Annotated in this window: 16 protein-coding genes; 10 read left to right on the top strand and 6 right to left on the bottom strand. The window is 40.3% G+C overall.

Features of this window, described 5'->3' with window-relative positions; genetic code table 11:
* The first annotated feature begins 105 nt into the window (after positions 1-105).
* The 7 genes from I5J82_RS17875 to I5J82_RS17845 all read left to right on the top strand — a co-directional run bounded on the left by I5J82_RS17875 (position 106) and on the right by I5J82_RS17845 (position 9,275).
* On the top strand, positions 106-1,863 hold the full coding sequence (locus I5J82_RS17875; RefSeq protein ID WP_198769154.1) for an ABC transporter ATP-binding protein: 1,758 nt from the start codon (positions 106-108) through the stop codon (positions 1,861-1,863).
* Positions 1,829-3,628, top strand: a complete 1,800-nt coding sequence (locus I5J82_RS17870) for an ABC transporter ATP-binding protein (RefSeq protein WP_198769153.1) — start codon at positions 1,829-1,831, stop codon at positions 3,626-3,628. The genes I5J82_RS17875 and I5J82_RS17870 overlap by 35 nt, the downstream gene beginning before the upstream one ends.
* 117 nt (positions 3,629-3,745) lie before the next feature.
* Positions 3,746-5,014 (top strand): ATP-binding protein, encoded by a 1,269-nt coding sequence (locus I5J82_RS17865; protein WP_198769152.1) that lies wholly within the window; start codon positions 3,746-3,748, stop codon positions 5,012-5,014.
* A 43-nt stretch (positions 5,015-5,057) separates the two neighbouring features.
* The gene (locus I5J82_RS17860) at positions 5,058-5,216 is read left to right on the top strand and encodes a hypothetical protein (protein ID WP_153238203.1); all 159 of its coding nucleotides are present in this window, start codon (positions 5,058-5,060) and stop codon (positions 5,214-5,216) included.
* 278 nt (positions 5,217-5,494) lie between these two features.
* Entirely contained in the window at positions 5,495-6,991 is a 1,497-nt protein-coding gene (locus tag I5J82_RS17855; protein ID WP_198769151.1) for a phytoene desaturase family protein, read from the top strand.
* The gene (locus I5J82_RS17850) at positions 6,988-8,427 is read left to right on the top strand and encodes a phytoene desaturase family protein (RefSeq protein ID WP_198769150.1); all 1,440 of its coding nucleotides are present in this window, start codon (positions 6,988-6,990) and stop codon (positions 8,425-8,427) included. Before I5J82_RS17855 ends, I5J82_RS17850 begins: the two co-directional genes overlap by 4 nt.
* A 5-nt stretch (positions 8,428-8,432) precedes the next feature.
* Positions 8,433-9,275 carry a phytoene/squalene synthase family protein gene (locus tag I5J82_RS17845; protein ID WP_198769149.1) on the top strand — a complete coding sequence of 281 codons (843 nt, stop codon included), beginning with the start codon at positions 8,433-8,435 and terminating at the stop codon, positions 9,273-9,275.
* 357 nt (positions 9,276-9,632) lie between these two features.
* Here I5J82_RS17845 and I5J82_RS17840 read toward each other — a convergent pair whose 3' ends face one another.
* The 5 genes from I5J82_RS17840 to I5J82_RS17820 form a co-directional block, all read right to left on the bottom strand.
* Positions 9,633-10,136, bottom strand: coding sequence for a GNAT family N-acetyltransferase (locus I5J82_RS17840; RefSeq protein WP_198769148.1), 504 nt, complete (start codon positions 10,134-10,136; stop codon positions 9,633-9,635).
* Between the two features lie 110 nt (positions 10,137-10,246).
* A complete protein-coding gene (locus tag I5J82_RS17835; RefSeq protein ID WP_332873687.1) occupies positions 10,247-11,761 on the bottom strand; it encodes a phytoene desaturase family protein in 1,515 nt (504 codons plus the stop codon).
* Positions 11,737-12,843 (bottom strand): glycosyltransferase family 2 protein, encoded by a 1,107-nt coding sequence (locus I5J82_RS17830; RefSeq protein WP_198769147.1) that lies wholly within the window; start codon positions 12,841-12,843, stop codon positions 11,737-11,739. The genes I5J82_RS17835 and I5J82_RS17830 overlap by 25 nt, the downstream gene beginning before the upstream one ends.
* A gap of 5 nt (positions 12,844-12,848) precedes the next feature.
* A complete protein-coding gene (locus tag I5J82_RS17825; protein WP_198769146.1) occupies positions 12,849-13,688 on the bottom strand; it encodes a carotenoid biosynthesis protein in 840 nt (279 codons plus the stop codon).
* 2 nt (positions 13,689-13,690) lie between these two features.
* On the bottom strand, positions 13,691-15,196 hold the full coding sequence (locus I5J82_RS17820) for a phytoene desaturase family protein (protein WP_198769145.1): 1,506 nt from the start codon (positions 15,194-15,196) through the stop codon (positions 13,691-13,693).
* Between the two features lie 261 nt (positions 15,197-15,457).
* On the opposite strand from I5J82_RS17820, the gene I5J82_RS17815 reads away from it, so the two are divergent.
* Genes I5J82_RS17815 through fni form a run of 3 tightly spaced genes read left to right on the top strand, consistent with a single transcriptional unit; the run spans position 15,458 to position 18,110 of the window.
* Positions 15,458-16,561: a glycosyltransferase family 2 protein gene (locus I5J82_RS17815; protein ID WP_198769144.1), complete on the top strand. Its 1,104-nt coding sequence runs from the start codon at positions 15,458-15,460 to the stop codon at positions 16,559-16,561.
* On the top strand, positions 16,562-17,107 hold the full coding sequence (locus tag I5J82_RS17810) for a glycosyl-4,4'-diaponeurosporenoate acyltransferase CrtO family protein (protein WP_198769143.1): 546 nt from the start codon (positions 16,562-16,564) through the stop codon (positions 17,105-17,107).
* Positions 17,067-18,110, top strand: a complete 1,044-nt coding sequence (fni, locus tag I5J82_RS17805) for a type 2 isopentenyl-diphosphate Delta-isomerase (RefSeq protein WP_198769142.1) — start codon at positions 17,067-17,069, stop codon at positions 18,108-18,110. The genes I5J82_RS17810 and fni overlap by 41 nt, the downstream gene beginning before the upstream one ends.
* 38 nt (positions 18,111-18,148) lie before the next feature.
* Here the strand turns inward: fni and putP are convergent, their stop codons facing one another.
* Positions 18,149-19,624, bottom strand: coding sequence for a sodium/proline symporter PutP (gene putP, locus I5J82_RS17800; protein ID WP_198769141.1), 1,476 nt, complete (start codon positions 19,622-19,624; stop codon positions 18,149-18,151).
* Positions 19,625-19,864 lie beyond the last annotated feature (240 nt).

Here is a 19,864-nt window from a genome sequence, read left to right as displayed (position 1 = left end):
AAATAGAATAAGAAGTCGAAATAGTTAAATATTTTATTGAAAAAGGATAAAATAATAATAGATGGTTAAGTTTGTTAAACATCGGTGACGTTCGGGGGATAAATTATGTGGAAAGTATTTTCGTATTTAAAAGCGTACCGTGTCGCGATCGGAGTTGCTCTATTTTTAACGTTTACTGAACTGGGAGTTGAGCTTCTGCAGCCTTTGATCATGGCCAAGATTATTGATGACGGTATCTTAAAGAATGACTTAAACGTTGTGAAGTATTGGGGAGCTGTCATGTTTGGGCTTGCTCTAGTCGCATTTGCAGCAGGTATTGCGAATTCATTCTTCTCTGCACATGTTAGTCAGAATTATGGTTTTGATATTAGACGGCGTGTTTTTGAGAAGGTACAATCTTTTTCTTTTGTGAATTTCAATAAGTTCCCTGCCTCGTCGTTAATAACACGAATGACAAATGATGTGACGCAACTTCAGAATACAGTATTTATGAGTTTGCGGATCATGCTAAGAGCACCTCTATTGCTAGCGGGTGGCGTGATCATGTCTTTAATCGTGAACTGGAAACTGGCTTTAGTGCTAGTCGTTTTGTTACCGTTCTTGTTATTTTTCTTAAAATGGGTTCTCCAGACGGCGGGCAGTATGTTTAGGGATGTGCAGGATAAGTTGGATGGTGTGAATCGTGTCATGCGGGAAAATCTCATGGGAATGCGTCTGATTAAAGCGTTCTTACGCAGGGATTTCGAGAGTAATCGCTTTGAACAAGCGAGCGGCGAGTTGAAGGAAAAAACAGTTTCATCTCTTCGCTTAATCGAAGTATCGATACCTGTCTTATTGTTTGTCATGAATATTGGGATTTTGTTCATCCTTTGGTTCGGAAGCAGACAGGTGAGTATGGGATCTATTGAGGTAGGAGAAGTGGTAGCGATCGTAAACTACTCATTCCGTATTTCCTCTGTTCTTACGATCATCTCCTTTATCATTATGGCTTTCTCTCGTGCAAAAGCATCTGCACAGCGAATAGGAGAAGTACTTGATACAGAGGTAGATTTAATTGAATCTGAAGATACTGATCAGTCATTATCAGTTGGACGAGGAGAAGTAGAATTTAGGAATGTCTCCTTTCAATATCCAGAAAGTGATGTTCCGGTTCTCAGAAATCTTTCTTTTTCTGTACAACCAGGCGAGACATTAGCGATTCTTGGTTCAACAGGTTCTGGTAAGACCTCGCTCTTTCAACTCGTACCTAGACTATATGATGTAACAGAAGGTAAAGTACTTGTTGATGGGAAAAATGTAATGAACTATCCGATTGAAACTCTTCGAAAAGGGATAGGTGTGGTTCCTCAGGAAGCGGTTCTTTTTACCGGATCAATCTCAGAGAATATTGGCTGGGGAAAAGCAGGAGCTACTTCTGATGAGATTATATCTGCAGCCGTTGATGCACAGATTCATGAGACTGTAGAAAAATTACCGAATCAGTATGATACCCGAGTGGGTCAGCGCGGGGTCAACCTCTCTGGAGGACAGAAGCAGCGTTTGTCTATTGCAAGAGCACTCGTTCGTAAACCAAGAATACTTATGCTTGATGATAGTACGAGTGCATTGGATTTAAAAACAGAAGCAAAGCTGTTAAAAGCGTTAAGAACGTATTCTTGCACAACGTTTATTATTACGCAAAAAATCAGTACTGCGATGGAAGCAGATCATATCCTGCTTTTGGACGATGGAGCTGTTGAGGCATGGGGTACACATGAAGAACTGTTGAATACCTCGTCGCTTTATGTAAAAATCGTTCAATCACAGTTTGGGGAGGAGGACTTTCAACATGTCAAAGGATTCAAACAGACCTCATCCACATAATCATTTATTCGGAAAAAAAGTAAAACCAAAAAATTGGGCAAGTACGATCAAGCGAATCGGAAGTTATTTTTCTGATCAAAAAATACTTCTTAGTCTAGTATTGCTTATGGTCATCATAAGCTCAGCATTAAGCTTGCTTGGTCCTTTTTTGATTGGTATGGCTATAGATTCGTATATTGTTAAAGAAAATGTAGAGGGACTAAACAAACTTTTATTCGGTCTTATCTTTGTTTTTGTAGGTCAATCTCTTTCTACTTGGCTGCAAAACTATTGGATGATAGGAATCGCACAAGATACCGTGTTAAAAATGAGAAACGATCTGTTTAACCAGTTTCACCGATTATCGATTTCCTTTTTTGATAAACGGCAACATGGTGAACTGATGAGCCGTGTGACAAATGATATAGAAAACGTCAGTTCCACGTTGAACAGTTCGTTTATTCAAGTATTCTCAAGCATCCTCACCCTTATTGGAACAGTGGGTGTCATGATCTATTTAAGTCCGATACTGACGCTGATCTCTTTATCTATCGTTCCGCTCATGTTCTTTGGTCTAAAGTGGATTACGAAAAGAACAGGCGCCCGGTTTAAAGAACAGCAAAGAAACCTGGGAGAGATTAACGGATATATCGAAGAGATCACTTCTGGTCAGCGCATCGTAAAATCGTTTTCGCAGGAAAAAAGAGTGATGGAAGAATTTATGGCTAGGAATGAACGGTTGAGAGAGTCTGGATATTGGGCACAGACCTTCTCGGGCTTTATACCAAAATTGATGAACGTTCTTAACAATGGAAGCTTTGCATTAATAGCAGGAGTCGGCGGCGTACTTGCGTTGAATGGGAAAGTATCAATCGGTGTGATCGTTATATTTGTTGAGTATTCTAGACAATTCACGAGACCACTCAATGATTTAGCCAACCAATTTAATACGTTACTATCTGCCGTTGCTGGGGCAGAGAGAGTATTTGAAATCCTTGATGAATCACAAGAGGAGATGGATGAAACAGGTGCTGTAGAACTTTCTTCAGTAAAAGGAAAAGTAGAGTTTCAAGATGTTTCTTTCTCTTATGAAAAGGATGAGAAGACCGTTAGCGGTTTAAACTTTTCTGTAAATGAAGGAGAGACGGTAGCATTAGTAGGTCCTACTGGTGCAGGAAAAACAACCATCGTCAATCTGCTTTCCAGGTTTTATGAGAGTGATAGTGGTCAGATCTTAATCGATGGACATGATATAAAAAAAGTGAAAAGAAGCTCGCTTCGCAGTCATATGGGGTTTGTTCTTCAAGATTCTTTTTTGTTTGAAGGAACCATCCTTGAGAATATTCGGTATGGACGGTTAAATGCGACGGATGAAGAAGTGATGAATGCTGCAAAACTAGCGAACGCTCATTCTTTCGTTCAGAAGCTGCCTAAAGGTTATAAAACGATACTTAACCAAGAGGGCAGCGGCATCAGTCAGGGACAGAAACAGCTTCTATCTATCGCAAGGGCAATTTTAGCGGACCCTTCACTACTGATTCTAGATGAAGCAACAAGTTCCATTGATACAATTACCGAGATGAAGATACAAGAAGCTCTGCAGCGTCTTATGCAGGGAAGAACGAGCTTTGTAATTGCCCATCGATTAAACACGATACAACAGGCAGACCAAATCTTAGTCCTTCACGATGGTGGTATCCTCGAAAAAGGGACACACAATGAACTGCTCAAAAACAAGAAATTTTATTATTCTCTTTATCACAGTCAATTAAAGCAAGACGCTTGATAGTGTTTGAGATTGGAAGATGAGGCTTTAGTCATAATAAAAGGGTGATCCTTGAAGGGATTGCCCTTTTTTTGTCGTATTGATAGAGCATAAGACACTCGGACTAAGGAGTATAGAATGATTGTTGAGAAGCTGCTTTTACATGTATTAATTGTTCTTGCGCCCGTATTGAGCTATAGCTTTTTGTTCGAACATCGAAAAATAGGGAGATCACCCTATTTTTTAGGCTTGTTATATGGATCGGCCGCATCACTCTGCATGTATTTTGCCTATTATGATTCCTCACTGTACTGGGATCTAAGGTATGTTCCGGTCGTCCTGTCTATTTTTTATGGTGGTCCGATTTCTGGGATCATAACGATTGCTGCTCTTATGCTGACTAGAACGGCTATGGGTGGTGAAACCCTGTTCTTAGCGTATATCGTTGCAGTTGTTTCTTGTGCTGTTCCTTTTCTCATCTATACCTACTTCTGGAAATCCAGCCCGAAAAAGAGGGTTCATCTTTCAATAATAATAGGATCTTGGCCTGCGCTCGTTCAGTTAATCATCCTTTTTATCTACCTTTATTTCAATAAAGATTTTTTAGTGTTTGATCAAAAATTAGTACTATACATAGGTGTGTTTGGCACCATTCAAATTTTAGCAGTTGTTTTCGCAGCGGTCTTAAATGAATCTGTCATTGAAAGAAACTTGATGAAGGATGAGATTCGACGTTCTGAAAAGCAGCATACGCTCGGAGAACTTGCAGCATCTATTGCACATGAAGTTCGTAATCCGCTAACTGTTGTAAAAGGATTTCTTCAGTTGATGGAAGGTGAAGACGAGCGGCACAAGCACTACTATCCACTTATCCTAAGCGAATTAGGAAGAGCTGAAAACATTATCAGCGATTACTTGAATTTTGCCAAACCTGAATTTAAAAAGATCGAAACATTTCCTCTTCCTTTATTAGTCATGGAATTGAGTATTCTATTAAACCCCTATGCGTTAAAGGAAGGTATTTCGCTCACACATACGATTGAATCAGATGCTGTCATCACTACGGACCGCAATCAGTTAAAACAAGCACTTATAAATATTTTGAAAAATGCTGTAGAGGCAACGCCAAAAGAAGGACGTGTGACGATAAAACTTATAGAAGAAGATGACAGTGTAAAGATTATTGTGAGGGATACGGGTAAAGGAATGACAAAAGAACAGCTTACTCGTGTTGGTTCTCTTTTCTTTTCAACGAAAGAGCAGGGTACTGGTTTAGGAACGATGGTATCTACGCGAATCATTGAATCAATGGGGGGAAGAGTGGATTATACGAGTAAGTTAGATAAAGGGACGAAAGTCAGTGTAACGTTGCCACTCACTCACCTTCTTAGTAGAGAACCGGTTTAAAAACCGTAAAAAGGGGGAAAATGCTGAGAAGAGGTGAAGCAGCATGGATGAACTCTTTAAGTTTTTTGGAGGCTTTTTGAATGTCAGCTTATTATTAGTTGTCATTATTGTCATATTAATCGTGCGCCAAGCTAGAAAGAAAAAGCCAAAAAATGAAGAAGAAGACTATCTTAATCACAAAGAAAAGCATTCAAAAGAATGATGTAAGAAAGCCTGTAGAACCTACAGGCTTTTTTGGTAATTTATCGTATTTTATGTTTTATGTTTAAAGTTTATTTTATTTAAACGTTTGAGAAGGTTTTCTATTTTTTTCGTCGAAGTTACATACACACCATATGTGAACAAGCACACATCAATGAACAGAATTTTGAGTGTGCTTTTTTATATCTTTTAAATTTGCCAATCCTAGAACACACATCGTATAATTTTTGTATAATATTTTGTATATAGTTTGTAAAAGTAGAAGGAAGGTATGCATGTATGAAATCTGTAGCTGTAATTGGTGCGGGTCCTGGTGGTCTAACAGCTGGAATGCTATTAGCCAGTAAGGGATATCAAGTGACAGTATACGAAAAACAACCGTTCATCGGTGGGCGTACTTCTGCTTTTCATCAAGATGGTTATACGTTTGATCGGGGTCCAACCTTTTTAAATATGCCTCACATCTTGGAAGAAATGTTTCAGCTTGCGGGAAGACGCCTAGAAGATTATATCGAGTTGAAAAGACTTGACCCGATGTATCAGCTGAAATTTAAAGATGCAACGATTGATTCTACAACAGATCAATCCGTCATGTATAAAAATATTGAAGCGGTCTTTCCTGGAAATGGAGAAGGCTATAAACGTTTTATGAAGAAAGAAAAAGAGAAGTTTGAAGCACTCATGCCCATCTTACAAAATAAGCATGACTCCCTATTGGATTATCTGCAGCTTAAATTTATAAAAGCACTGCCAAAGTTAACGATAACCGATTCTCTGCACGATCAACTCTCTACGTATTTCTCTGATGAAAGACTGCGACTCGCGTTTACGTTTCAGGCCAAATACTTAGGCATGTCCCCTTGGGAATGTCCGGGCGCATTTACGATTCTTTCTTATATGGAACACGCATACGGGGTTTATCACCCTGTAGGTGGTGTGAACAAAATTACTGAAGCAATGGTTAAAGTGATTAAAGAATACGGTGGTGAAGTAGCAACTTCATCAGGTGTAAAAGAGCTCATTATTGAAAAAGGTAGAGTGAAGGGACTTCAACTAGATTCAGGTGAAAAAGTGTTTGCGGATGAAGTAGTAGTTAATGCCGACTTCGCGCACGCTATGGAAAAGTTGATGCCTAAAGGATCTACAAAAAAGTATACGAGCGATAAATTAATGAAAAAGAGCTATTCTTGTTCTGCATTTATGCTTTACGTTGGTGTGGATAAGAAATACGACCTTCCGCATCATACGATCGTTTTTTCTGAAGATTATCGTAAGAATGTTGAAGAGATTACGAAGAAGAAGATTTTGTCTCAAGATCCTTCCATCTATATTCATAATCCTTCTGTAACAGATCCAACTCTTGCTCCTGAAGGAAAATCAGCCCTTTACATCTTAGCTCCTGTTCCTAACAATTTTAGTTTGATCGACTGGGAGCATCATAAGCATGATTTTAAAAAGCTTGTTCTAGAGCAGCTGCAGGAACGTACTGATTTTAAAGACTTGGAACAGCATATTGAAACAGAATATATGTTTACACCGCTTGATTGGGAAAACAAACTCTCAGTGTATAAGGGAGCAACGTTTAACCTCGGCCATCAATTAACTCAGATGATGTACTTTAGGCCACATAATAAACAAAAAGAGATCGAAGGGTTATGGCTCGTTGGCGGTGGAACTCATCCGGGAAGCGGTCTTCCTACAATTATGGAATCTGCCCGAATCACAACAACCATGATGGCAGAGAAACATAGTGCAATGGAGGTTCAATCCGTATGAATGCTGGAATTGTTGGCGGAGGTATTGGTGGCTTAATTACAGCACTCTATTTAAGAAAACAAGGTAAAGAGGTTACGATCTACGAGAAAAGTTCTAGACTTGGCGGCAGGCTAAACTTTTTTGAAAAAGAAGGATACAAAATTGATAGTGGTCCTACAATCGTGCTACTTCCTGAAATGATCTATGAGATTTTAGGTGAAGTGGGAATTCAACGCGAGGAGCTAGAGCTGATCTTATGCAGTCCTATGTATAAGTTGAATTATCCAGATGGATCTCATTTTTATAAAACGAGTGATCTGCCCGGACAGCTGAATGAAATTAGCAGAATGTTTCCAGGTGAAGAGCAAGGATTCTTACGGTACGTAACGGATATGTACGAGCGTTTTCATCAAGGGAAAACAGCATTCTTAGATCGTTCTTTCGTAAACCGAAGGGACTTTTGGACACCTAAAAACCTGCACACACTCACAAAACTAAAAGCTTATCAATCTGTAAAAAAATTAGCAGAAGCGTATTTCAGCCATCCTAGAATGCAGGAAGCTTTTTCGTTTCAGACCTTGTATATCGGAGGATCCCCTGAAAACTCCCCTGCCATGTATTCACTCGTGCCGTTTAGTGAACACGCTCATGGTATCTGGTATGTAAAAGGCGGATATGGAAGTGTTGTAGACTTGCTGCAAAGAAAGTTAGTTGAGCAAGGGGTGAAGATCCGGTTGAGTACCCCTGTAGAAGCATTGTCATTACAAGGCAATTTGTGTAACGGGGTGGTGACAGAAAAAGGAACTCATCTGCATGATATGGTCATTTATAATGGTGATTTTCCTGGCATTCATAATCTCATTCCAGGACCAAAGCCAGTCAAGAAAAACTACGAATCTTCTTCAGGGTGTTTCCTGCTGTATCTGGGTCTAGACAGAATGTTCGATGAAGCGGACGTTCATCAGTTCTTTATGACGGATCATTTCGATGAACATATGCGAGAAGTGTTTTTACGAAAGAAGCTGCCTCGTGATCCGGCCATTTACACGTTCTATCCTTCAAAAATAGACCCGTCACTTGCGCCAGAAGGAAAAAGCGTATTATACGTACTTGTTCCGGTTCCTTCAGGAGATACAGTAGATTGGGAGTCAGAGAAACAAAGTTATGCAGATTTTATTATTGATTCATTGGAAAAAAGAGGCTATCCAGGGCTGAAGGATTCTATCGTGTGGAGCGAGATCCGCACTCCTAATGACGCACTCACTGATGGACTGTACCAAGGCGGCAGTTTTGGTATTGCGCCAACTTTAAAACAATCTGGTGTGTTTCGGCCTCAAATCAAACCTCTTCCATACGAAAATCTGTACGCGGTCGGTGCATCCATCCATCCAGGTGGTGGCGTTCCCATCGTTATGCAGAGTGCAAAACATCTAGCCAAATATCTTGAAAGGGCGTGAAACAGTTGGTAACGGTTCAGGAATCGTATTCTCATTGTGAAGAGATCATTAAAGTTCATTCTAAAACCTTTTATAAAGCATTTTCATTTTTACCAGAAGATAAGCGACGTGCCGTTTGGGCAGTGTACTCATTTTGCAGAACGGTAGATGACATTGTAGATGAGGGAGATAGCCCGAAGGAAGAGCTAGCTGTCTTTAAGGAAGAGTTCAATCAGTTTCTTAAAGGTGAAATACCTGCAGCCGAGCCAACGTGGATCGCACTGCAGGATGTTTTTCAAAACTTTGAGATGGATCATCAATCTTTTTTAGATATGATCAAAGGCCAAGAAATGGATCTGTATAAGACGCATTATGAAACGGTGGAAGAGCTTCAGTATTATTCTTATCACGTTGCCAGTACAGTCGGATTGATGCTGCTGCCTATTTTAGCTCCTGAACAAAAAGATCTGCTTCGTGAAGGAGCGATCTCATTAGGGATTGGCATGCAGTTTACGAATGTATTGCGAGATATCGCAGAAGATTTGGATCGTGACAGAGTATATCTTCCATCAACAGTGATGGCTGAACATGGATATACAGAGGATGATTTGAAAAAAGAAGTGGTGGATGATCGTTTTATTGCGGCATGGGAGAGTATAGCGATTCGTGCGGAAGTCTTCTATGCAAAATTTAATGAAACACTAGAACATTATCCGATTGAATCACGAATGCCTGTTCAACTAGCGGCGATCTATTACCGAGAGATTCTGAACAAAGTTCGTAAGCAGAATTATAAAGTGTTTAACGGAAGAGCATTTGTATCAAGTGCTGAAAAAGGAGATCTGTTGAAGCAGATTGCTGTGAAATAACTTGATACTAGTAAAAGAGCTGATAAACAGGTCGTTGCCTGTGTTGTCAGCTCTTTTTGTATGCTATTTTGCTTTTAGTTTCTATTTCAGCCGCTCGGGTTTCTGGGTAGAGGGGTATAGAGCTAAGTGTTAGGAGTCGAATAATGTCGACTCGCCGATATATGTGCAAAAATCGCCGTATTCTGGCTGAATCTCGCCGTATTCATTAGGTAATTTGCATACCCCAGTTGGTATACCCTATACAGCCCATATAGCTGTTACAAGTGCAAAAACAGTTCACAATTAAGGAACCAAAGTGACGAAGACAGGTTAATTCTTTGAAAAAGCACTCTAAAAAGGGAAAGCCCTTGAAAATTACTATAAAAACAACACCATGTGTTCTTCGTCGTGAAATTGACCATCTACTTTGAGTGCTTTTTCTTCGTACCCGTATGTCTTGAAACCGAGTGAAGTGTAAAGGTTCTTTGCTTTTTCATTTTTAGCTTCTACCGTTAAGTTCAGTTTTTCAAGAACTGGTATGGTTTTTGCGTGTTGGATAACTGCTTGCATGAGGGAGCGGCCGACGCCAGATTTACGGTTCTCAGCGCTCACATACATGGCATATATGTTGCCGCGGTGCTGCATCTTTAATGCTTTTTCTTGGACTAACGTAACATTGCCAATTAACTTATCTTCATCAAACATACCGAATGTATAACTGCCTTCTTCTTGAAATCTGGTCGATATTTCCTTTATTGGATCTTTTCTTTGGACTGCTTCTTCGTAGCTTGAAGCAAATGCTTCTGGGTTTGATTTTAATGCCTCTAGTCGAAGCTCCCAATACGCTTTTGCGTCTTCAGGTTTTAAGAGTCGGACTTTCATGTGATATCCCCCAATGTTTTTAAAAATTAGTGTACCACAAAATGGAAAGAGTATGAAAGACGGATTGAAAAACGAGCAATCGCCCAGGGTGATTGCTTGTTTTTAGCGATTTATGATAATTGTTTGGGGACTGACCCCTTCAGCAGTTCGCGGGCGACATTGCGGCCGCTCATGATGACCATTGGAGAACCCCCACCAGGATGCGTTGTACCTCCAGCGAAATACAAATTACGGATGTCTTTAGAGCGGTTAGAAGGGCGTAGAAACGTGTTTTTGCGTTCATTCGCTGATATACCATACAATGCTCCTCGAAATGCACCGAACTTAGCTTGTATGTCGTGAGGCGTTATCATCTTCTCATGAAGGATATGTGGCCTTATATGTTGGCCGAACATTTCAAGACGGTCATAAATTAAATTTTTATAACGCTCATAGTCAATCGTGCTTTTTGCTTCACGCCCAGCTCGTATAGGCGGTGCGTTTACCAATATGAACAGGTTGTCTCCGTCAGGGGAGACGGATGGATCGGTTACAGAAGAATTTGAAATATAGATAGTTGGATCATCGGGATATTCTCCGTTGAATAACGTTTCGAATTCTCGTTTGTAATCGCTCGAGAAATACACTTGATGATGCAACAGATTATCTAACCGCTTGTTTAGTCCCACTAAAAGAACGAACGCAGAAATTGAAGGAGAGTAGCTCTCCACTTTTTTGTTCTTCATAGAAGGTCTGTAGCGTTCTTCTACGAGCTTAGGATATGCTTCGAGCAGATCTCCGTTCATCACTACAGCATCGAACTCCACTTCTTCTCCATTTGAAAGGTTCAGAGATTTTGCTTCGGCGTTACTAACGTTAATTTTTTTCACTTCAACACCTGAATGCATATGAACACCAAGCTTCTCTGCTAGACGTACCATACTTTCGGCAATCTTCACGTTACCGCCTTTTACGTAATAAACGCCCTGGATCATCTCTAGATAAGCGATTAGAGAGAATGTAGCAGGTGCTTGAAAAGGGGATGATCCTATGTAGGTGGCATATCGGTTAAAGGTTTGCAGCAATAGCGGGTGCTTGAAGTATTTACGATGAAAGCTGTCCATGGATTGCAGTGGTCTCACTTTTGTAAAAGCATTAAAAAGTGAAGGAGAAAGATAATCTTTCATACTCGTAAAAGTCCTAGGAAAAAATTCTTTTTCTGCTAGATGATATAAACGAGTCACTTCTGCAAGGTAATCTGAATATCGTTGTGCAGCATAGGGATCGAGTTTCTTTAATTGATTCATCACATGATCTGCATCCGTCGACATCTCAAAAACTTCCCCAGTGCTGCTAACATTTCGAGTATGCGTATCTAATTTGATCCACTCAAAATAGTCTCTAGGATCTTCGCCGGCATCTAGAAATACTTCGTCAAATATTTGAGGCATCGTTATGGTGTTCGGTCCGAAATCAAACGTGTGAGAACCTAAAGCTACAGGCATCAATTTACCGCCAAAATGCTCATTTTTTTCATATACGTGAACGTCACAACCATTACTAGCAAGTGAGATGCTTGCAGATAATCCGCCAAGGCCGCCCCCGACAATCGCGATTTTTCTCATTGATAAGAACGTCCTTTCCATTCGAAGCCCTGCTTTTTTAGTGCTTTCCACATAGAGGCATTCACAAGTACGACCAAACCTATTGCAGATAACGGCATAGCTAAGGCAAGATAAACTTTTTGCCCCGTTAAAAGGTCGACATATGCCTTTTGGATGACTGTGATAAAGTAAGGCAGCATCCATAACAGTTGTTCAGTGAATATGCTATATATGAAAAAAAACAAAGGTGCTATGTAAAATCCGGTATAAAAAATAGATAAAAAAACAACGAGAAAGATGGAACGACCCAACCCAGGAAACAGGTTCTTAGTAAATCCGTTCCATACTTCTTTATTGGTATGATACATATAACAAGAAACATAGTTCGTTACGTTAGCGAGGACAACCTCATAACGCGCTCGTTTCATGGCTTTGGCTAAGTCGACATCATCAACTAAAGAGTTCTTAATGCTAGCATGACCACCAATGGCATGGTAATCCTTACTTTTAAACAACATGAACGCACCATGTGCAGCTGTTGCTGGGGGCCATTTTGTAAAGTTTGCAAAAAGAAGCGGAAGATGAAATAAAATAACAAAATGCTGTAACGGTACAATCAGTTTTTCAAAAAATAAGGTTACAGGAAACTTCGGAAACCCAGATAATAGACTAGCTTTTCGCTTCTTCAATAATGCGAGTGAAGTCTCAATCGTATGGGGATGAAGTCGAACATCCGCATCAATAAACAAAAGATAATCACCTGTTGCACTTTGACTAAGCTGGTGACAGGCATGGACTTTTCCTGCCCAGCCAGAAGGAAGCTCCTTTCCTTGTAAAACGCTGAAACGGCTATCGTTATCGATGTGTTTCAACAGAGAGTTATATGTATCATCATCTGAATGATCATCTAGGATGGTAAAGGATATAGAACGATACGTCAGTCCTTTTAAAGTGGCAACGAGACCGGCTACGTTTTTCTCTTCATTCCGCATCGGTACAAAAACAGCAACCCTCTCCGAATGAGAAGCCCCTAAAGAGGGCTTTTTTAGAGAGGGTAAAAAGAGACTATTGATTATGGTAGCTGCTAAAAAGAGAAGGGCAGCTGCAATACATATGAGCACCATGAATATCACCTTTTCCCCGGGCTGTATGCTATATCACGATTTAGAGAAATTGGTTTATTGTTTATACGATATAAACTTAACAGGATGATGCTAGCGAAAGTCACACCAAATGAAGCCAGATACAGCTCTGATGTTAATCCTAGTAAAACAAACATGCTCGTGACCATTAAAAACACAGCGATCGTGCGAAAATGCCAATAGGGGTGCTGAGTTGCCGTCGTTTTTTTCGTTATGTTCAATCCTGTAACTAAAGTGATATGAAAGAAGCTAGCCAAAAGAAACCAGCCAACAAAGTTTTGCAATGGTATTCCATAATATATACCTGTTCCATCCCAGAACCAGTAACCTTTAACAAGGTAAGCGACAGGATCAATAATCCCATCCATTACAACAGCAATCAGACCACCTGTAACGACGTATAGTGGCACTTTTATAGCTGTTTGACCTTTAAATGGTTTAACGATTCCGCCAGCTATTGCGTGAGAGACGGCTAAAATCATCACCCACGCGAATCCGATGGCAACAGGTACGCCTAACCATTGTAAGCCGAGCTGATCGCTATAATTATAGTGACCAAAAATCAGGCCAGTCTTGACGCCAATACTCTCTGCTACGATACTGCCAAACAGAACGAATAAAGTAAAAATTGCGCCAAAGTTACCATAAGTGCGATAAAAATAAAATCCTCCAAGAACACCGCATGCGATTAAAAACACACTGTTTGCCCACTCAAGAGCAGGAGGGAGAATATTAAAAACAAGAAGTATTAGTCCTACGCTATACCAAAAGATAAAGAACCGAAAAAGTACTTTATCGATGGTGCCATGCTGCTGTACTGGTTGCAATATTACCCGATCTCCTTTGAAACATTTTTTATATCTTCACCTATTAAATCGGCTGTCAGCTGTCCTGATAGAGTTACCATTGGAACGCCGCCGCCAGGGTGAGTAGAGCCGCCAACAAAATAAAGATTTGTAAACTGATTGCTTCTGCTCGGAATCTTAAATCCGCCGTTCATCTTGCGGTCAGTTCGAATACCGTAGATGGATCCGCCGTTCGGTCCGTACAGTTCTTTTAAAGTGTCAGGTGTAAACGTGTATTCCCATTCCACATGCTGACGAAGATCTTTAGCTCCCATGCGCTCAAGTTTGTTTAAGACGAGCTCACGATAGCTTTCAAGGTTGCCTTCCCACGTTTCGCCTTCTTTAAGCGGAGGTACATGTGTCAGGACAAACCAGTTGTCTTTGCCTTCGGGTGCTTGAGTTGGATCGGTTTTTGAAGAGATTCCCACATATACAGTAGGATCATCTGCAAGAATGCCAGTGTTAAAGATTTGATCAAATTCTCTTTCCCCACTTTGAGAGAAGAAGAAGTTGTGATGAGCAAACTCATCGTACTCCTTATCAACTCCAAGCAATAAGACGAGACCTGAAACAGTAGGTTCGAATTTACTTAAATCTTCAGCCGCTTTTTTAGCTTGCGGATGATTAGAAAGAAGAGTCTTGTATGCTGGGATGGCTTCTAAGTTAGAAACAACGATATCTGCATACATCTCTTCGCCGTTCTCAAGTTTTACCCCTTTAGCCGTAGTACCTTCTGTTAAGATTCCTACTACTTTTTGATTCGTTCGAACATCAACGTTATATTCGTTTAAAACACTTAAGATCGATTCAGCAATTTTGTACATACCGCCTTCCACATAATAGATACCAAGGCCAAGCTGAACGTGAATCAACTGAGAAAGAACAGCTGGTGCCTGATAAGGGGAGGAACCGATATACATGATGAAGAAATTAAATAGTTGTTGAAGGTGTTTGTCTTTAATGAACTTTTTCGTTGCTTGGTCCATTGATTTCACAGGATCCATCGCAAGAAGTTCTTTGAAGCTGTGAAGAGTGCGCAAATCGTTTAATCCAGATAAACTTTTCTTGTAGAAACTCTTCATGCTTAGTTCGTACATTTGGCTGCAATAATCCAGATACTTAAAGAATGAAGCAGCATCTTGCGGATTCACTTTACTGATCTCTTTTAACATTTCTGGCAGATCGCTCGTCACATCAATAACCGTGCCATCTTCAAAGAACGTTCGCCACTGTGGTTCGATACGCTGGATGTTTATGTAATCGTGGATGTTCTTTCCAGCAGATTCAAACAGCTGTTCAAGTACCCATGGCATCGTTAAGATGGAAGGCCCCGTATCAAATGTATAGCCTTTTCCAGAACGCTGATTCAGTTTACCGCCGATACGTTCATTTTTTTCGAGTACAGTTACTTCGTGTCCATCAGCTGCTAATCGAAGAGCTGCTGATAGGCCTCCAAGTCCGCCGCCTACAACTAACACTTTTTTCTTCATCAAAATCCTCCTCGGTATTGGGAATGAAAGGTTAAGGTTGTTTCTTAGCTGTTGCTGTACGACTGTTCCTCTGTATTGTATAGTTTATGTACAACCATTGTAAAATTATTGAACGCTTTTTCAACATATTCAGAAAGTCATTCTTTATTTTCAGTTCTTGACTGAATATAAAAATTCCTCTTTTTTAAAGAATTGTTTGAAAAAAGAATACAAAGCCCAAGCTGTAACATATAACTTTTTATTCTAAAGGAGACAGTCGACATGTTCTCTACCATTTTGTACCTATCAATCATGTGGCTTTGTGGATGGTTCATGCTATGGAATATAAGAACTCTAAGTTCTAGAGGTCCTCATGAACCACGTTCTGTTTCAGTTATTATTCCCGCAAGGAATGAGGAAGCAAACTTAAAAAATTTATTGCCGACGTTGAGTAACCAAAGTATGAAGCTTCATGAAGTAATTGTTGTTAACGATGATTCTGAGGATCGAACAGAAGAAGTCGCTCGGGAGTTCGGAGTTACCGTTGTAAAGCCAGAACGTCTTCCAATCGGTTGGCTAGGAAAACCATGGGCATGCTGGAATGGAGCCAAACATGCGACAGGCTCTTTATTGTTATTTTTGGATGCCGATCTAGAAATAGAGCAAGACGGAATTGAACGTTTGTGCGGTGAATGGGAAAGAAACAGGGGATTGATTAGTGTTCAGCCGTTTCATCAGATGAAGAGTGCCTCAGAGAAATTTTCTTCTTTATTTAACATAATCGTAATGGCCGCTATGCAATGCTTTACGATTTTTCGTAAAAAACCTGCTGGTGCGTTTGGTCCGTGCCTAATGATCGATCGAGTAACCTATACAGAGATAGGTGGCCATGAAGGGATTAAGCACCAAGTTCTTGAACATATGGAAATGGGAAGAGTGGCTATGAATCAAGATATGAATGTTACTTGTTTCTCAGGATACAAGGCGGTTTATTTCCGAATGTATTCAGAAGGTCTAACAGCATTATTCTTCGGATGGTGTAAAAGCTTCGCACTTGGTTCAGCGAAAACGCCTCTCATGCCCTTAGTACTGACAGTAGCTTGGATTACAGGAGGAATAAGTCTAGCTATTCAGCTTCCTTTCTTATTGGTTCAAGAATTCAACGAGGTTATGATGTGGGGAATCTTCTATCTGCTTTATGCGATTCAGATTAAGGCCTTAATGAAGAAGGTTGGAACGAATTCGATTCTTTCAGCTTTATCACACCCTGCGCACTTCTTGTTTTTTTCTGTGGTGTACATCTGGTCTTTTATTTTGAGTGTAATCAAAAAAGAAGTAAAGTGGAAAGGTAGAGAAATCTCGGTTTCTGAAAAAGGGGATGCGTAAATGCTGATTGAACTTTCACCGTTTTGGACGGTAGTGATCAATATACTTGCCTGGCTCATCTTTCATTTAACTGTAGCTTATATCATTCACCGTATTCCTTTTTCCAACTTTACAAAAGAGGGCAGATGGGATACAGCTTTTGGTTGGGAAAACAGTGGACAATGGTATGAAAAAATAGGAATCCGCAAATGGAAAACCATACTGCCTGATGGTGGTGATTTTTATCGGGGAGGATTTGCTAAGAAAACATTAGAAGGTGATTCTCTAGAGTATTTAGCACGTTTTTTAGCAGAAACACGTCGTGCAGAATTGACGCATTGGCTTTCTATGCCGCCTGCACTATTGTTTTTCTTATGGAACCCTGTATGGATTGGCAACATCATGATTGGGTATGCCGTTTTGTTTAATCTACCGTTTATATTTATCCAGAGATATAACAGGTTCAGGCTGATTCGAATCCTGAATCTTAAAAATAAGACGCTTAAACGAAAGAGGAGGAAAGTTGTTGGATATTTCGAAGGACCTTACGGAAAAGCGGAAAACTGAACATATCCGAATTAGTCTGAATGAAGACGTTGAAGGTAAGAACATTACGACAGGGCTTGAGAATTATCGATTCATACCCAACGCATTACCTGAATTATCATTTGATGAAATTTCGCTTTCAACCACATTTTTAAATAAACAGATGCGGACACCTTTTTTAATCTCTTCTATGACAGGTGGAACTGATACCGCTTATCAAATTAATCAGCATTTAGCATTAGCTGCTCAAGAAAAAGGATGGGCGATCGGGCTAGGTTCGATGAGAGCTGCGGTAGAGAATGAGGATCTTGGCTATACGTTTCAGATACGGAAATGGGCTCCTGATATTCCAATCATTGCGAACATAGGAGCGGTTCAGCTCAACTATGATTTTGGGGTCGATCAGTGTAAACAGGCGGTTGAGATGGCTGAAGCTGATATGCTGGTTCTGCACTTAAACACGTTACAAGAAGTGTTCCAGCCAGAAGGAGATACAAATTTCTCAAATTTGCTTTCTAAGATTGAAGGAATCGCGAATTCCCTTGATGTGCCAGTCGGTGTAAAAGAGGTAGGAATGGGGATTGACGAAAAAACGGCAGATCGACTTACTTCGGCAGGTGTTCAGTTCATTGATGTAGCTGGAGCAGGTGGAACGTCATGGATTCAAGTAGAAAGCTATCGTTCGAACGATAACATCCGGAAAGAAGCAGCGGAGGCTTTTCTAGATTGGGGGCTTCCGACTGCTGAAAGTATCTTCGCGGTCAGGAAGAATAATTTTTCTATCCCGTTGATTGCAAGTGGAGGCCTTAAAAACGGTGTGGATGCCGCAAAGTCGATTGCCTTAGGAGCTGATCTTGCCGGTTTTGGTAGACTGCTTCTGGCATCAGCTGTAGAAAAGGACGTTGAGGCTCTAATTTTACAGATGGAACGAATCGAATTTGAGATGCGCGCAACCATGTTTGGTATAGGTGCTGGTCATATAGAAGAACTTGCACATTCTGAACGACTTGTTAAAAAGGCATAAAAAGCGCTCCTGCTAGTCAGGAACGCTTTTTGTTCACATTATTTTAATTCTTCAAGAGTTTCTTCCATGTTATCAAATTGGTTTTGAACCTTTTTAGATGGATCCTTCGTTATTAAGCTTACAATAATAATTGCGATTAAGCTTAAGAAGAATCCAGGAATCATCTCATACACTTGTTCTTTTAAATCTGGGAACTGAACCCATGTAAGAACGGTAACGGCACCAACGATGATACCAGCTAAAGCTCCCCATTTCGTCATCTTCTTCCAGAATAGACTTAACAGAATAAGTGGTCCGAATGCCGAACCAAATCCTGCCCATGCGTAACCTACAAGGCTAAGAATGGTGTCACTAGGATTCAATGATAGTAAAATGGCGATAACGGCAATAACTAATACTGACATTCTGCTAATAAAAACAAGTTGTTTTTGTGAAGCATCTTTTTTAATAAATTGCTTATAAAAGTCTTCTGTAATAGAAGATGAAGTTACGAGCAGCTGAGATGAGATGGTACTCATGATCGCCGCAAGTATTGCTGCTAGTAAGAAACCTGTAATAAGCGGGTGGAACAGAAGATTCGCAAATTCGATGAATACAGTTTCCGGGTCAGCGAGCTCTCGACCTTCTCTAGCAAACCAAGCAACACCGATCAGACCTGTAAGTGATGCACCAATTAGAGAAATAATCATCCAGCTCATACCGATTCTTCTAGCTGTTTTAATGTCCTTAACAGATGTAATCGCCATAAATCGAACGATAATATGTGGTTGACCGAAATAGCCAAGCCCCCAAGCTAAGAAAGATAACAAACTTAACGTAGTAAGTCCTTTTGTTACTTGAAGCAGTGACGGATCAACACCGCGAACGGTATCAATGACTGTTTGTGTATCACCAATATCTGTAAAAGCCACAATGGGTACTAAAATCAGTGCGATAAACATGATACAACCCTGAACAAAGTCTGTCCAGCTCACAGCAAGGAATCCACCGAATAGCGTATATGCTACTACGACTGCACCTGTTAAAAGCATTCCTGTTGTATAGTCCAATCCAAAGGCGCTATCAAATAGCTTACCACCTGATACAAGACCAGCAGAACAATACAAAGTGAAGAAAATAATGATTACGAGTGCTGAAACGATACGCAAAATTTTCTTTGTATCGTTAAAACGGTTCTCTAAGTAGTCAGGAATCGTAATGGAATCATCTGCGACTTCCGTATAAGTACGAAGTCGAGGTGCCACTAGAATATAGTTCAGAAAGGCACCAATCGTTAACCCCACTGAAATCCAAATACTACTGATTCCGTCAGTAAACATCGCACCGGGTATACCCATCATCATCCAACCACTCATATCAGAGGCACCGGCAGACAATGCAGTAACTGCAGGGCCTAACCCTCTGCCACCTAACATGTAGTCACTTAGATCAGATGTTTTTTTGTAAGCCCAGTATCCGATATATAGCATACCGGCCATGTAAATAACTAATGAAATAATAACTCCTGTTTGCATGTAAAAATTTCTCTCCTTTTCTTTTTTCATGAAATGGGTCATGTTAGTTTGCTCAACGGATGACTTGTTTATGAAAAAGTTGGCAGGTTGTTTCTTAGAGCTTTTTATTTGCAAAAAGAGCTTGCGAGGAATAACAGAAAAAAACTTGAAGTCAAAAGCGCGGTCGATAAACGCATTAAATATCTTGCCGGATTAAATGAACCCAGCAACAACTACAAGAAAAAAGCAAAGCCGATGTGT

It is taken from the genome of Fictibacillus halophilus (genome assembly GCF_016401385.1).
In the GTDB taxonomy this organism is placed as follows: Bacteria; Bacillota; Bacilli; order Bacillales; family Fictibacillaceae; genus Fictibacillus; species Fictibacillus halophilus.
This window is presented reverse-complemented; position numbering and strand designations above follow the sequence as displayed.

Excerpts from the sequence above, each read along its gene's own strand:
- I5J82_RS17875 (WP_198769154.1), top strand. The coding sequence starts at position 106 with ATGTGGAAAGTATTTTCGTATTTAAAAGCGTACCGTGTCGCGATCGGA.
- I5J82_RS17870 (WP_198769153.1), top strand. The coding sequence starts at position 1,829 with ATGTCAAAGGATTCAAACAGACCTCATCCACATAATCATTTATTCGGA.
- I5J82_RS17865 (WP_198769152.1), top strand. The coding sequence starts at position 3,746 with ATGATTGTTGAGAAGCTGCTTTTACATGTATTAATTGTTCTTGCGCCC.
- I5J82_RS17860 (WP_153238203.1), top strand. The coding sequence starts at position 5,058 with ATGGATGAACTCTTTAAGTTTTTTGGAGGCTTTTTGAATGTCAGCTTA.
- I5J82_RS17855 (WP_198769151.1), top strand. The coding sequence starts at position 5,495 with ATGAAATCTGTAGCTGTAATTGGTGCGGGTCCTGGTGGTCTAACAGCT.
- I5J82_RS17850 (WP_198769150.1), top strand. The coding sequence starts at position 6,988 with ATGAATGCTGGAATTGTTGGCGGAGGTATTGGTGGCTTAATTACAGCA.
- I5J82_RS17840 (WP_198769148.1), bottom strand. The coding sequence starts at position 10,136 with ATGAAAGTCCGACTCTTAAAACCTGAAGACGCAAAAGCGTATTGGGAG.
- I5J82_RS17835 (WP_332873687.1), bottom strand. The coding sequence starts at position 11,761 with ATGGAAAGGACGTTCTTATCAATGAGAAAAATCGCGATTGTCGGGGGC.
- I5J82_RS17830 (WP_198769147.1), bottom strand. The coding sequence starts at position 12,843 with ATGGTGCTCATATGTATTGCAGCTGCCCTTCTCTTTTTAGCAGCTACC.
- I5J82_RS17820 (WP_198769145.1), bottom strand. The coding sequence starts at position 15,196 with ATGAAGAAAAAAGTGTTAGTTGTAGGCGGCGGACTTGGAGGCCTATCA.
- I5J82_RS17815 (WP_198769144.1), top strand. The coding sequence starts at position 15,458 with ATGTTCTCTACCATTTTGTACCTATCAATCATGTGGCTTTGTGGATGG.
- I5J82_RS17810 (WP_198769143.1), top strand. The coding sequence starts at position 16,562 with ATGCTGATTGAACTTTCACCGTTTTGGACGGTAGTGATCAATATACTT.
- putP (WP_198769141.1), bottom strand. The coding sequence starts at position 19,624 with ATGCAAACAGGAGTTATTATTTCATTAGTTATTTACATGGCCGGTATG.